12 protein-coding genes and 2 pseudogenes are annotated in these 12,975 nt (G+C 60.6%); 5 read left to right on the forward strand and 9 right to left on the reverse strand.

All coding sequences use genetic code 11. The features are described from left to right. Window positions 1-20: 20 nt before the first annotated feature. From GNZ12_RS27575 to GNZ12_RS27585, 3 genes are all read right to left on the reverse strand, one after another. Window positions 21-1,079: a porin gene (locus GNZ12_RS27575; RefSeq protein ID WP_172315344.1), complete on the reverse strand. Its 1,059-nt coding sequence runs from the start codon at window positions 1,077-1,079 to the stop codon at window positions 21-23. Window positions 1,080-1,287: 208 nt separating this feature from the next. Beyond that, window positions 1,288-2,715: a purine-cytosine permease family protein gene (locus GNZ12_RS27580; RefSeq protein ID WP_328806079.1), complete on the reverse strand. Its 1,428-nt coding sequence runs from the start codon at window positions 2,713-2,715 to the stop codon at window positions 1,288-1,290. A gap of 462 nt (window positions 2,716-3,177) precedes the next feature. After that, entirely contained in the window at window positions 3,178-4,467 is a 1,290-nt protein-coding gene (locus tag GNZ12_RS27585) for an MFS transporter (protein ID WP_172315345.1), read from the reverse strand. A 95-nt stretch (window positions 4,468-4,562) separates the two neighbouring features. Between GNZ12_RS27585 and GNZ12_RS27590 the strand changes: the two genes are divergently transcribed. The 3 genes and pseudogenes from GNZ12_RS27590 to GNZ12_RS27600 all read left to right on the forward strand — a co-directional run bounded on the left by GNZ12_RS27590 (window position 4,563) and on the right by GNZ12_RS27600 (window position 6,831). Continuing rightward, window positions 4,563-5,492, forward strand: a complete 930-nt coding sequence (locus GNZ12_RS27590; RefSeq protein WP_172315346.1) for a LysR family transcriptional regulator — start codon at window positions 4,563-4,565, stop codon at window positions 5,490-5,492. Further along, window positions 5,489-5,689 (forward strand): annotated as a pseudogene (locus tag GNZ12_RS27595) (Rid family hydrolase); the annotation flags it as partial. The gene GNZ12_RS27590 and the pseudogene GNZ12_RS27595, both read left to right, overlap by 4 nt. A gap of 758 nt (window positions 5,690-6,447) precedes the next feature. Then, a complete protein-coding gene (locus tag GNZ12_RS27600) occupies window positions 6,448-6,831 on the forward strand; it encodes a hypothetical protein (protein WP_172315347.1) in 384 nt (127 codons plus the stop codon). A 77-nt stretch (window positions 6,832-6,908) separates the two neighbouring features. On the opposite strand, the gene GNZ12_RS27605 is transcribed toward GNZ12_RS27600, so the two are convergent. Both GNZ12_RS27605 and GNZ12_RS27610 read right to left on the reverse strand, forming a co-directional pair. Further along, the gene (locus tag GNZ12_RS27605; protein ID WP_172315348.1) at window positions 6,909-7,670 is read right to left on the reverse strand and encodes an isocitrate lyase/PEP mutase family protein; all 762 of its coding nucleotides are present in this window, start codon (window positions 7,668-7,670) and stop codon (window positions 6,909-6,911) included. Next, window positions 7,657-8,715 carry a saccharopine dehydrogenase family protein gene (locus GNZ12_RS27610; RefSeq protein ID WP_172315349.1) on the reverse strand — a complete coding sequence of 353 codons (1,059 nt, stop codon included), beginning with the start codon at window positions 8,713-8,715 and terminating at the stop codon, window positions 7,657-7,659. The genes GNZ12_RS27605 and GNZ12_RS27610 overlap by 14 nt, the downstream gene beginning before the upstream one ends. Before the next feature lie 135 nt (window positions 8,716-8,850). Between GNZ12_RS27610 and GNZ12_RS27615 the strand changes: the two genes are divergently transcribed. Further along, a complete protein-coding gene (locus GNZ12_RS27615) occupies window positions 8,851-9,444 on the forward strand; it encodes a TetR/AcrR family transcriptional regulator (RefSeq protein ID WP_172315350.1) in 594 nt (197 codons plus the stop codon). Window position 9,445: 1 nt separating this feature from the next. On the opposite strand, the pseudogene GNZ12_RS44585 reads toward GNZ12_RS27615, so the two are convergent. From GNZ12_RS44585 to GNZ12_RS27625, 3 genes and pseudogenes are all read right to left on the reverse strand, one after another. Next, a pseudogene (locus tag GNZ12_RS44585) lies at window positions 9,446-9,778 on the reverse strand (LysR family transcriptional regulator); the annotation flags it as partial. Between the two features lie 103 nt (window positions 9,779-9,881). Then, window positions 9,882-10,319 (reverse strand): GNAT family N-acetyltransferase, encoded by a 438-nt coding sequence (locus tag GNZ12_RS27620; RefSeq protein ID WP_172315351.1) that lies wholly within the window; start codon window positions 10,317-10,319, stop codon window positions 9,882-9,884. Window positions 10,320-10,378: 59 nt separating this feature from the next. Beyond that, window positions 10,379-11,173 (reverse strand): AraC family transcriptional regulator, encoded by a 795-nt coding sequence (locus GNZ12_RS27625; RefSeq protein WP_172315361.1) that lies wholly within the window; start codon window positions 11,171-11,173, stop codon window positions 10,379-10,381. Between the two features lie 147 nt (window positions 11,174-11,320). Between GNZ12_RS27625 and GNZ12_RS27630 the strand changes: the two genes are divergently transcribed. Continuing rightward, complete coding sequence (locus tag GNZ12_RS27630; protein WP_172315352.1) at window positions 11,321-12,082, forward strand: alpha/beta fold hydrolase; 762 nt, start codon at window positions 11,321-11,323, stop codon at window positions 12,080-12,082. Between the two features lie 71 nt (window positions 12,083-12,153). Here the strand turns inward: GNZ12_RS27630 and GNZ12_RS27635 are convergent, their stop codons facing one another. Next, a complete protein-coding gene (locus GNZ12_RS27635; RefSeq protein WP_172315353.1) occupies window positions 12,154-12,600 on the reverse strand; it encodes a DUF1772 domain-containing protein in 447 nt (148 codons plus the stop codon). Window positions 12,601-12,975: the final 375 nt, after the last annotated feature.

A 12,975-nucleotide genomic window follows, 5' to 3' on the forward strand; every position in this document is an offset into this window, starting at 1 on the left:
AGACTGATGCCGGAAAGGAATTAGAACCGGTGCACGATCCCGACCTGTACACCGCGTGCGTCCGCGCCTGGGTAAGCGAGGGGCAAGCCGGGGTTCGCCGCACCGGCGAGCGTATAACTCGCCTCGTTTCGATTACGCAGGAAGGACAGGGCTCCGTAGAAGTTGGTGCGTTTTGACAGGTCGTACTCGTACAGCAGGCCGACCTGATCCGCATTGTTGTCCTGTGAGGTGCGGTCACGCAGGATCGCATAGCCAAGCGCGAGACTATTGGTGGCGTTGAACTGGTACTTGGCAGACAGGCCGTATACCCGTGCATCGATGTCGATATCATCCCACTTCACGGCGGAATAGCCGCCATAGACGGTTGCCTTGCCGATCGCATACGACAGGCCCGCCATGATCGTGTGGTCCGTCGTCGTCGCATTCGCGTTCTTTAGCCACTGGCCTGCTACGAAAGCGGCAAACGGTCCGTGTTCGTAAGTCACGTCGAACTGCTTGCTGGAACCTGCGGACTGGAAGCCGCCGGCATCGCCCAGTCCGATATAGACCCCCGCCTGGAATCCGCCGACTTCCGGACTCATATAGGACACCGTGTTGCTCGTGCGGTAGGCAAACGTCGTCAGGTTATCCATGCCGGATGCCTGAGTCACACCGCCGAACGCGTCCTGCCCGCTCTGGTCGTAAAACAGCGGAGAATTCTGGCGTCCCGCTCGCACCTGCCCCCACGAACCCGACAAGCCCACCCACGCTTGCCGGTTGAACATTGAATTACTCTCGGCAAGTGTGCCGTCGTTCGGATTGAAGCCGTTTTCAAGGTTGAAGATGACCTTCTGGCCGCCGCCGATATCTTCCGAGCCTTTCAAACCGAACCGGCTGCCCCATTGGCCACTCGAGCCGAGCGCAGCTGTATAACCGTTGCCGGTGTTGACGTATTGGGCGAATTCGTCGATCAAACCGTACAGCGTCACGTTATCCTGGGCAAACGCGTAGTGAGGTACCAGCAGAATCGTGGTCGCGCACGCGAGCTGCACGCCGGAGCTAACGTAGGAAAAGGCGTGGCTTAAGCTGTTTTTTCTCATAATTAGTATTACTATTCAAACAAATGAAAGGTATCAATGCGCCACTCGGTGCCGAGGTGGCTGGCGTGCGCCGCGGTGTTCAGTCTAAAAAAAACGGGGAGTGGCGGTCTTCCGTGCCGGTCGTACACGGTGGGGATGCCGGGGACACGTACGGCAACGGGCCGTGCGTGTCAGCGGAAGACCTTAAGAGGAAGCGCTTGCGCGTACTTCAACTACGTGCTTTGCCTTGCTCGACCGGGAGAATCAGACGCTCGGGGATAGTGCGCGAGGCGTTGCGAGCACACGCGTAATAGAGCACCGCGGGTACGACAAGCCCGAGAATCCACGAGATGTCCGTTCCGCCGAGTGCGTCGACGAGCGGCCCCGTATAGAAGCTCGTCGAGATGAAGGGCATCTGGACCAGCACTCCGGCGACATAGATCGCGATGGCCATGCCATTCCAGCGGCCGTACCGACCGTCCGGATTCGAGAGCGCCGGGACATCGTAGCGCGATTTCGTAAAGCAGTAGTAGTCCACGAGGTTGATCGCGCTCCACGGCGTGAAGAAGGCGAGCAGGAACAGGATGAACGCTGAGAATTCCTTCAGGAACGAATGGCGGCCTGCCAGTGCGACCAACGTCGATACCCCTACCATACCGAGGATGTAAAGCAGGCGGTGACGGGTTGATATGGTGCGCTGACCGCGAAAGCCGCTGACAATCGTGGCCATCGACATGAAGCTGCCATAAGCGTTGAGCGTCGTGACGGTGACTTTGCCGAAGGCGATGCTGAAGTAAAGCAGCGCGGCAACCGCGCCGGTCGCGCCCAGCCCGACGATGTACGACACCTCGTGGTGCGAGAACTGGCTTCCTGCGAGTGCCGCAGCGAATACACCGAAGGTCATGGCAGCCTGTGCGCCGATTACCGAGCCGAGTCCCACAGCGAGAAACGTACGAACGGACGAGGTCGAGCGCGGCAGATAACGCGAGTAGTCCGCGACGTACGGGCCGAACGCGATCTGCCACGAGGCGGACAGCGACATCGAAAGCAGGAAACTGGCGAGCGTGAAGTGCCGGTTCGCGAGCAGCGCACCGACGTCGTGATGCGCGAAGAGCTGTGCAAACATGAAGACAAAGGCCGCGACACCCACCACGCTGGCAATGCGCCCGACGAAGTGAATCGAGCGGTAGCCGAAGATCGTCAGGAGCACGATTACGGCGGCGAAAATCACGATGCCGACCGCGTCGTCAACGTTAAAAAGCTGGGCGACCGCCTGGCCGGCCAGCACCGAACCGCTTGCCGAAAAGCCGACATACATCAGGCACACGAGGACGATGGGGATCATCGCGCCGTACACGCCGAACTGCACCCGGCTCGAGATCATCTGCGGGAGGCCGAGTTGTGGTCCCTGAGCGCCGTGCAGCGCCATGACAGTTCCACCGATGATCTGCCCGATCACCAAGGCGACGAGCGACCAGAACACGTCCCCGCCAAGTACGACAGCGAGCGCGCCCGTCACGATGGCCGTGATCTGCAAGTTGGCCGATAGCCAGAGCGTGAACTGGCTAAACAGGCTGCCATGCCTTTCTGCATCGGGGATGTAGTCGATCGAGCGGGATTCGACCAACGCTCCGCTTGCGGGGTTTTCGGTGGGAATTGCCACGGAACATTCTCCAGAACGCTTCAGATGTCGCTTGCTCGACGTTGAGTCGGGCGAACGGATTATTGGAGTTACGGGTGTGACGGCGCGGGCCGCCCCTTTTATCTATCTGGCGAATCGGAGGCGAGCAGCGGTTTGCTCGCTTGGCGGCGGGAGCTTTTGGTACCCGGTCATTTCGAACTTGATCACGCCGGGTAGAAATTTACTTGTATAGACAAGTCTGTGCAAATAGGGTGTTACCCGGTTCGCATAGACGAGATCTCCGCTTTCGTTTTTGTCAGAAACGATATTTCTTGTGGATAGTTTGCTAATTGGCGGGAGATGGCTGACTTTTAGCCCAATTGTGCGGCAGGCCATCCAGGGATGAGCTTGCCACAAGCACTGCAGTCGGATTGAAATAAGATGAACGATATGTATAGACATGTTGCAATGAACACGCAACCTCTACACAACCTCGCCTCAACGTGAACTGTCGGAACGCGTACTACGGTCAAAGAATCCGAAAAGAAGCGCAGCAATCGTGAACGCCAGCGTGACTGAGCAAACGCCGCTCCATCTGGCCCATGCCCACGCCGCACCCGACAGCAAGGCACCCATGGCGCCGCCGATAAAGAAAATTCCCACGAAGAGCGCATTCAATCGGCCGCGCGCCGCCGGGTTGATGAGATTGATCGCGCGCCGTCCGAGCGTTTGATCGGTGATCAGGCCCGCGTCGAGCGCTGCCGCGCCGGCAACCAGCAGCGCGAGCGCGAGACCGGGGTGCGTCGTTACCGGGAATCCGCCCCAGCCCGCCCCGGCCGCGCCCATGACGAGCACGGCCGCAATCATCAACAGATGCGCGATCAGTTGTGTCGTGCGCTGCACCCCGCGGTCGCCGAGATAACCAGCAAGCGGCGTAACGATCGCCCCGCTCGCGCCAGCCAGTGCAAACGCGGCGATGCCGTGCATGCCGAGCGAGAACGGCGGCTCTGCCAGCAGCAAGGCGATGGCGGTCCAGAACGCACTGAACGCGCCAAGCCCGAGCGCTGCCAGCGTGGCGCGGCGTTGCAGGACGGGTTCCGTGCGCAACAGTGTCCAAAGGGAGCGCAGCAACGCCGGATAACGCGCCGTCGCGAGCGGCCGGTGGGTCGGCAACTGGCTATACAGGACGACGGCCAGCAGCGCGTCGGCGCACGCCTCGATGCCAAAGAACGCGCGCCAGCCGAACGATCCGGCGATCACGCTCGCGAGCGGGCGCGACAACAGAATCCCGATCATCAGCCCGCTCATCACGTTGCCGACCGCTCGCCCACGCCGGTGTTCCGGCGCCATCGACGCCGCCATCGGCACGAGCATCTGAATCACGCTCGACGTCGCGCCCGCGAGCGACACCGAGGCGAGAAACAGCCAGCCCGACCGCGCGAACGCCGCAACGCCGAGAAACACGGCACAGCACATCAGGGTCCGAAAAATGAGCTTCCGGTTCTCGACCAGATCGCACAGCGGCACGAGCAGGAGCAGGCCGGCCGCGTAGCCCAACTGCGGCAGCATGGCGATCAGTCCGGCAAGTTCGGGCGGCAGGTTCAGCGCGCGGCTGACGGGCCCCGTCAATGGCTGCGCCGCGGACAGGTTCACGACGATCACACCGACAGCCGCAGCGAAGAACAACGTAAGCGGCGCGGTCAGGACGGCGCCGGGCGCCGCTGAAAGTGCGGGCGTGGAAGGCAAGGGAGACAGGGGCCGCGCGGTTGTATCGGCGGGTCGATTCATCGTTCCACTCCGGTTGATTTCATTCCGGGTTATCGTACGGAGGCCGATGTTATGCGACAATTGAAATATCTCGATAATGTTTATGCTAGTTTGTTATGAATACGCGTGACCTGCAGGCCTTCGTGGCGGTAGTCGAAAGCGGATCGATGGTACGGGCGGCGGAGAAGCTGTTTCTCACGCAGCCCGGACTCACACGCCGCGTGCAAAACCTGGAGACGATGCTCGGCACCGAGTTGCTGGACCGGCAGAGCAAACCGCTCAAGCCGACAGCGGCGGGCAACGAGGTGTACGGTCTTGCACGCACGGTATTGCGCGCCGTCGACGACCTGATGGCCGTGGCGTCGCCCGACAGCGAATCGACGGGCGAGATGAGAATCGGCGTCCCGCCGTTTCTGTCCGAGCTCGCGCTCGAGCGGCCCGTCGACCGTTTGCGCAGCACCTTTCCGAAGCTGACGCTACGCGTGACGGCAGGCTGGTCGCCGGGCCTGTTGCAGAAAGTCGAACAAGGCGCCGTGGACGTGGCCGTCGTGCTGATGCCCACCGGCATTCCGCTGCCCGAGACGATGACGGCGACGTTGCTCGGCGACAAGCGGGTCATCGTTGTGGCACCGCGTTCGTTTGGCTTGACTGACGAACCGACGACGCTCGCCGAGCTCTCGCGTCACCCGTGGGTGTTGAACCAGGACGGGTGCGGGATGCGTTCGACGCTGAGCCGCGCGATGTCGGCGGGCGGCTTGCCGTTCAACGTCGCGGTCGAAGCGTTTGGGTCGGAGTTGCAGCTTTCGCTGGTGGCGCGGGGCATGGGCATCGGGCTCGCTGTGCCGGAAATGCTGGCGCGCAGCGCATACCGCGATTCACTGCAGCAGGTCGATGTGACGGACTTCGAAAACGTACTGAGCGCCTGGCTCCTGCATGGCGTGCTGCCCGGTCGTCTGGTGCGGCCCGTCGCGTTGATGCGCGATACGCTCGTGGAGAAACTGGCAAGCGATTCGGCCATGCCATCCATTGCGGATTCAACCGCGTGACGTCGGCAGGGGTCGATCGTACGCGTCTCGTGTCGGCCAGCATCTGGCTGAGCGACCCGAAATACTTCGCCGAATTCAATGCGGTCTGGGACGCATGGGTGCCCGCCGGACATGCGCCCACGCGCGCCTGCGTACAGGCCCTGCTGATGAAGCCGGGTTGCGATGTCGAAGTCGCCGTGACTGCACTGTCGGCGTAATCGTCAGCCGGGTGTGATCAGTTCACAAGACGGCATCAAACTATCTGGTCAGTAATGCGAACGTGAGCATCGGTGATGTGGAATCCACGCTTCTCGATGTCGTCCAGACACTCTCCCGAGTCAACGCCCGGAGTCGGTTCGTCCCGGCCCAGTTCCACTGACTTGAATGAAACCCAGGGAGCGAACCTTGCCGGCAGATTCGCCCCTGTGGTGTCTGCCGTAAAGCCGAACACACGACCGGGTCCCCGAAAGATATAGACAAGCATTTCGTTCGCTCCTGCGATGGACGAATACCTTGGGCCGATCTGGCACATGGCTGCTGCGAATCAATCTACGACGAGGCAAGCATGGGCGCGCCATTTGACGAACCTCTTGCAATGCCAAGCTCTGTTACGGTTGCCGGATTGTCGACGATTTTAGTGACGAGGCCAAGAGGCTATCCATGGCAATGCGGCATCTGCTGCGCCATAGCGGGAAAGCGACAGGCGCAAGGTGGCGGGAAACGCAAGAATCAGCGCGGCCACGCGCCCGGGAAGGTGCGCGCAAGCGGTAGCACGAAAAATACGACCGGTTGTACGGCGTGAATGTGCGACTTCACACATGGCCGCCTCCGCGCGCGCCGCAACCTATAATGATCGGGCTATCGCTTACGTTACCGCGACATCAGCGACCTGATCGCGCGCGAGGTTCCGCTCGAAGGCGAATCAACTAAGCCTTTGACGCACATCGTCGCTTCAGCCCCCAAGGACTTCACGCCGATGCCATCTACCATCCGCAACTCGCTCGTCTGGATATTCGAAGCATTGGAGCGGGATGCAACCTACATTCGCAAGCCGATGTTCGGCTGCGATGCCGCCTATGTCGACGGCCTGCTATGTCTGGTGGCGGCCGATCGCGACGCGCCGTGGAACGGCTTGCTGGTGTGCACATCGCAGGAGCGCCATGCCGCGCTCATCGAGGAAATGCCCGCTTTGCGGCCGCATCCTGTGCTTGGAAAATGGCTGTATGTACCGCAAGCCGATCCGGCGTTTGAAGACATCGCGCAAAGGATGACGGCGCTCGTGCTCGCGCGCGATTGGCGAGTGGGTGTCGAGCCGAAGCCGCGCCGACGGGGCGGAAAGTCTTCACTGCCAAAGGCGTAGGGTGTCAGTACAAGCAACCTCGCTACATGGCCAATCTTCGGCCAGGTTGTTGGATGACGCTCTGGCAGATGAATTCGCTAGCTGACGCCCTCAGCCGCCGCCGCGAGCGCTTTCATCGCCTGGATGTACGGGTACGGGCCATGGCTGATTCGGGCAACGCCGTTTTCCGCGAGTTCCGCGATGGAAGGCGTTTCTGCCAGACGCATGATGTTGACCGGGAGAGGTGATGCAGCCGTCAACTCGCGAATGAGCGCTGGTGATTGAAGGCCTGGCACGAAGAGACCGTCGGCCCCCGCTTTTGCATAGGCCCGTCCTCGCGCCAGCGCTTCCTCGACCATGCGACTATCGTGCTCTTCCGGTGGGCGCATGAAGAATACGTCGGTGCGCGCATTGATGAAATACTCACCCCCTGCGCGATCAGCAGCACTTCGCGCCGCGGCGATACGAGCGGCCGCGTCCTCGACAGCGCGCAACGCACCCGTTGCCGGAAAACTGTCCTCGATGTTGCAACCGGTTGCCCCTGCTTCGATGCTGAGCGTTATCGTTTCAGCCACGTCCTCGAGTCTTTCTCCATAACCACTTTCCAGGTCCACGGTAACCGGAAGATTCGTTGTACGTACGATCTTGGCGAGCACCTCCATGACGAGCGCCCGCGGCATCTTCTCTCCATCGGAAAAACCATTGGCCATGGCCACTGACCAGCTTCCCGTAGCCAGCGCAACGGCGCCTGCCTTGGCCACGGTGGCGGCGCTTCCGGCGTCCCACACATTGAACAGGATCAGCGGATTTCCCGCGCGATGAAGCGATCGGAAATATGCACCCTTGTCATTGCTGCTCATGCTCGCCTCTCCTCGTCAACATCGGGCTGGACACTGCACTATAGGAAACCGTCACCGTATCGAGTGCGGCGAGAAAATCCCGCGCATCAAAAATTTCTCCCAGACTTACGACACCACCTCCCGGCGCGACCTTGCCGCTCAGCAACCGCTCAGTCGCCTCCACGACGATCGGTGCACTGACCGCATAGATGTCGCGTCCCGTTGCCGTGACACGGCGCGTCGTTCCGCTCTGTTCGATGACGACGTCCACAACGAATTGTTGGGCCGATCGTCCCTGCTCATCGTGAGGCTGGGGCGCTGGCGTATTGGGATCGCGAATGTCGCGCAGGGCCGAAAGCGCGAACCAGGACTCGACCGTGTCGATGCGCAAATGACGCGAGACGGTGAGCACCTCCGTAAAGGGGAGCATCACCACGTCCATGTTGCCGAACGGCAACTGGAAAGACCACACACCTTCGGGCGCCGGCTGCGGGACAGGCACCAGTCGCCCCTCCTCCTGGATGAGCCGTATTGCGCGATTGCGTTCGCCGGTCAGGCGCGTTCCACGCGTCGGATGCCAGCTGTCGAGGCCAATGGCGATATCAACCCTTTCGATCAGCTTATCTTCGTCTGCGGCTGCCGTGACGAGCAAATCGGCAAGTCCGCCATAGAACGCCGCTGCGGGGATGAGCGTCACCCCCGCAGCGCGTGCGCTCGTATCACGTTGCTCGATCAGCGCCTGGAGCGCGGGCTGCTCCGCCGTGACGTCGAGATAAGGAATCCTGGCGCGCAACGCAGCATCGACGACCGGCAACGCCGTATCGAGAAAAGGTCCGGCGCAGTTAATGACGGCGTGCGTGCCGCGAAGCGCCGCGTCGAGTTGCTCAGGGTCGTCGATGCCAGCGACGCGCCATGGAGTCGAGTCACCGGCGCTGCTTTGCCTCAAACGCGCGGCATCACGCCCTATCCGGACAACGCCGAAGCCACGCCGCTTCAATTCCGCGACAACAAAGCTCCCCGTGTGGCCTGTGGCCCCGTACACCGCAACAGTCATTCGGTCGTTCATGTTGACTCCGATACATGGCTGACTACGCTACAGACCTGTCTGTATTTGTAATACAGATCTGTAGCGCCGTCAAGCGTCGAGTGCTATGCTTGGCAACAGTGTTTCGGCATAAGAGACTTTTGAGGTTGAGCCTGAATGAAGAAGGAAGAACAAGCGCACGGACTCGCACTTGATACGCGTGAACGCATTCTGCGGACCGCCAGCGAACTTTTCTATCAAGAGGGCACGCGTGCGGTCGGCGTCGACCTGATCGTGGCACGGGCGGGTGTCGCCAAGACGAGCCTTTATCGTCATTTCGGGACGAAAGATGACCTGATCGAGGCTTTCCTTCACCTTGAGGATGAAGACTTCTGGCGGCATTGGGATGCGGTTGCCGCACAGCACAAAGGCGCGCCGCGTGAGGAACTGGACGCACAACTTCAATGGATTGGCGAACGCATTGCGCGTCCGGGTTATCGCGGCTGCCCGCAGATCAACATCGCCGCGGAATATGCGGACGAGAATCACCCGGCCCGCAAGGTCGCGGTGGCGCACAAGCGAGAACTGCGACGGCGACTCGCGGATCTGGCGGGAGCCTTGCGCATCGAAAAGCCGGAGACTTTTGCTTTACGGTTGGGCACGGTCATCGACGGCGCACTCAGTAGCGGGCAAGCGCTGCACGCAGAGGGGCCCGTACGGTTCCTGCAGGAACTGGCGCAAATACTGATCCCGAAGAAAACAAGGAAGTGACCTACGGTCGCCGCATGTAAGCCTTCAATCCCGCGGCGATCACCGCGAATGTCACCGCACAACGCGCGCTCTCGCGCGGATCCTCGTGGATGGCGACCCAGGTGTCCATCGCCAACGAAAAACTGGCCGGTAGCACGCGTACAAGCGCCTTGTCCCGCGCGGCCAACCCCGATTGGCACGCGCCAATGCCGAAGCCCGCGCGGATGGCCCCTAGCTGGGCTAGGTCGCTGTCGGCACGAAACGCCAGGGCAGCGCGCGAGAACACCGGGAATAGATTCTGGAACCGGCGGATGAATGCGTTCTCGAGATCAAAGCCGACGATCGCATGGCGGGACTGTGCCTGTCGACGATCGGCGGCACCCGATCCAACTCGGCCGTTCAGCCCGCTTCGTCGTAAAAGACCGCTCCCGAGGCACTTCAGATATTTTCACCCACCCTCACAGGGGTTTGCGCGCGTAGTAGATATCCCATTCTCCCTCTGCCTGTTTCACAAACCCATGTCGTTGATAAAAGCGGTTTGAGTCACTATCGCGGAGCGCGCCTAGCCTGACTGCAATCGATCGCGCGTCAGCGTCCGAGAGGCTCACCGCGAGCACCGTCGAGCCTATACCCTTCCCTTGATGCTCAGGTATGACATAGAAATGCTCAAGCATCAGATGATCGTCCGCGGGCCTCGTCAGCACGAAGCCAACTGTTACGCCGTCAACCACAATGAACTTGCACAAGTCTGGATCAAACGATGACAGGAAACGATCGCGTGCCCGCTGCGGATCGAAGCGCCCGATACGTTCCAGGCTCTCTCTCATCGCTTCGATGCGCATTTGAACTAGCGTTTCAGCGTCGTTGTGAGTGGTACTTGCGAACGCCAGTTTCATCTTTCACGCCTCGTTCATGTTGTGTGGGTTAAACGGTCCGATCGCCGACCATCTTTGACTTACTGTTCCACCGGGCAAAAATTTTCTTCCACGTATTGACTCGGCGTTTCGCCCAGCACACGACGGAATGCGGCCGCAAATGCGCTAGGGCTTGCATAGCCGAGGTCCAGTGCTACCCGGGTCACTGGCTGCCCCAAGCTCAGGCGCTCGATCGCCGCCAGTAGACAGACCTGCTGCCGCCATTCTCCGAAACTTACGCCGGACTGCGCGCGAAATAAGCGCGTGAAGGTCCGCCGACTCATCCCCGCTTCGGCGGCGACGGTATCCAGTCCACTTGTGATCAACGGCTCCTTGAATATACGTCGACACACTCGCGCAAGACGCGGGTCAGCGGGCAACGGGGCGTTCAACGAAAGCTGGGGCATGGCCGCTATCTCCGCGACGAGCAATGCCATCAACTTACCGGCGCGTCCTTCGTCGTCGTACAGAGCCGGCAGATCAACGGCCTCGTCGAGCAGTTGTCTCAGTAGCGGTGAGACGCCGTACACGCCGCACTGGGCGGCCAGCCCTGCCGTTCGTGCTGCCTCTTCCGAGACAAACGTGTTCAGCATCGTTACCGCACCGCTCATCGTCATTTCGTGCACGACACCCGCTGGTACCCAGCATGCCCGCTGCGGTGGCACGAGCCAGTTGCCCTCTGGCGTCGACAGGCTGATTGCGCCGCGAGAGGCAAAGGCAAATTGCCCGCGCCGATGCAAGTGCGAAGGGAAAATCGAGCCGGCTGGATAGTCGTTCACGGTAACGACAACGCTGCGAGGAATGTCCTCGTAGGGATCGAGCAGAGTATTGCGCATGGCCCAAATTCTACAGCCATTGACCTGATACCGAAGGCGGGCCGTTTCCGTCACCTTTACGATGTAGCGCATGCCCGTCGAGTAGCGCACTTCAATGCATTGAAGACGAGCTAGTCGATCTAATCGTTTCTTCGGTTCGGAGTTGAAATGCCCAATACGTTCCATCGGGTGGGGAATGGCCCTCACCCCGTCCTTGTGCTGCATGGCTGGTTCGGTGACGCGCGATCGTTCGAGCCAATCGAAGCATGGCTATCGCAAGACAAGTTCAGCTACGTCTTCATGGACTACCGCGGGTACGGTGGGATGAAGGACGCCGACGGCAAATTCACGATCGACGAGATCGCCGCCGATACGCTTGCACTGGCTGACGCACTCGGATTTCCCAGGTTCAGCCTGATCGGTCATTCAATGGGAGGAATGGCGATCGAAAAGATCGCGGCATGTGCGCCTGAGCGCGTGCGCGCACTGATCCCGGTAGCGCCCGTACCCTGCGGCGGCATCCTGTTCGATGCGGAAAAGCGCGCACTGTTTAAAGGCGCTGCCGATCAACGGGACCATCGCGAGACAATCATTGATCGCAGCACGGGCAGTCGTCTGCCCTCGTCGTGGGTCCAATGGAAAGCGGCCTATTCGGCTGCGCATTCGTCAAAGAAGGCGTTCGCGGCGTACTTGCGCGCGTGGGCCGATACAGACTTTAGCGATGAGATTGTGGGACACCACCCGGTGAAGGTCCTTGTTGGAGAGCATGATCCGACATTCAACATGAAACTGATGAGCGAGACGTACCTTCGACGATATCCGCTCGCCACCGTCGAGGTGCTGGAGAATGCAGGGCACTATCCGATGAACGAAACGCCTCTCGCACTCGTGACAGCCCTCGAACGATTTCTCCTCGACGGAATACACTAACCGGATCGTCATACGTCAGCGTTCCACGGCACTCGCTCTCACTGGCCAGGATTGCCAACAATCCGGCGCGGTCATTTAGACGAATTAAGGATGGCCGCGAGAAAGAGCAACGATGCAATAAGGCTCAACACGCTGCGAACTGCGTGGAGCCGGCCCCACTTGTCAAGTAACGACCGCGTTTCAGCCGACGTGAGATCGCGCTCTTGCATCAATAGCTGCGCATTGGTGGGCCGGATGACGATCAATGTGAACGGTACGACACTGCCTATTAGCAGAGCGCCGATCAGCCAGATTACGCCTGCGCCTAGCGACCACGCCACAATGCCAGCACCGCAGCTTAGAACGGCCAGTGGCGCCTGCATCATCGTCGCGCGGGCGTAGCTTGGCGCCCAAACCGTCGCAGCCGTTCTGGTGTCGCATTGCATCCGGGCTGGATGCTCGACAAAACTGATGTAGATTGCGGCGCCAGCAAAAACCGCACAAGTCAGCATAGCGACGAATTCCGCAATCACTAGCATACGCACCTCCAGGCAGGACACGCCCAAGCGAGATCGCGATTGTGCGTGCCCCGGCATTATGCCGTTTCCAAAACTGGCCACGTCTGGCGGCATGCGCCGGATTGCAAAGGTCGCGTGCCGTTTAGGTTTGTTCGACGCCTGCCCTTGTCTGCTGCCGCGTGAGCGCACGACGACACGTGCGGGCAGGCGTTGGACAAGCCTAAACGGTCACTGCCTGACGGCGATCGGCGGCACGCGACCCGATCCCGCCCTTCAGTTAGTTTCTTCGGATGTCCCAACAGCGCTCAAAAGCGGCCAGTCCATCCATACGCCTAAGCAAGTGCGATCCGTTTGATGCGATCGCCCGATCGCCTATCGCGCTTCACTCACGTTATG

The organism is Paraburkholderia solitsugae, assembly GCF_013177695.1.
Classification (GTDB): domain Bacteria; phylum Pseudomonadota; class Gammaproteobacteria; order Burkholderiales; family Burkholderiaceae; genus Paraburkholderia; species Paraburkholderia solitsugae.

Bases quoted from the DNA above. Each gene is read 5' to 3' on its own strand.
- GNZ12_RS27575 (WP_172315344.1), bottom strand. From the start codon at position 1,079: ATGAGAAAAAACAGCTTAAGCCACGCCTTTTCCTACGTTAGCTCCGGC.
- GNZ12_RS27585 (WP_172315345.1), bottom strand. From the start codon at position 4,467: ATGAATCGACCCGCCGATACAACCGCGCGGCCCCTGTCTCCCTTGCCT.
- GNZ12_RS27590 (WP_172315346.1), top strand. From the start codon at position 4,563: ATGAATACGCGTGACCTGCAGGCCTTCGTGGCGGTAGTCGAAAGCGGA.
- GNZ12_RS27600 (WP_172315347.1), top strand. From the start codon at position 6,448: ATGCCATCTACCATCCGCAACTCGCTCGTCTGGATATTCGAAGCATTG.
- GNZ12_RS27605 (WP_172315348.1), bottom strand. From the start codon at position 7,670: ATGAGCAGCAATGACAAGGGTGCATATTTCCGATCGCTTCATCGCGCG.
- GNZ12_RS27610 (WP_172315349.1), bottom strand. From the start codon at position 8,715: ATGAACGACCGAATGACTGTTGCGGTGTACGGGGCCACAGGCCACACG.
- GNZ12_RS27615 (WP_172315350.1), top strand. From the start codon at position 8,851: ATGAAGAAGGAAGAACAAGCGCACGGACTCGCACTTGATACGCGTGAA.
- GNZ12_RS27620 (WP_172315351.1), bottom strand. From the start codon at position 10,319: ATGAAACTGGCGTTCGCAAGTACCACTCACAACGACGCTGAAACGCTA.
- GNZ12_RS27625 (WP_172315361.1), bottom strand. From the start codon at position 11,173: ATGCGCAATACTCTGCTCGATCCCTACGAGGACATTCCTCGCAGCGTT.
- GNZ12_RS27630 (WP_172315352.1), top strand. From the start codon at position 11,321: ATGCCCAATACGTTCCATCGGGTGGGGAATGGCCCTCACCCCGTCCTT.
- GNZ12_RS27635 (WP_172315353.1), bottom strand. From the start codon at position 12,600: ATGCTAGTGATTGCGGAATTCGTCGCTATGCTGACTTGTGCGGTTTTT.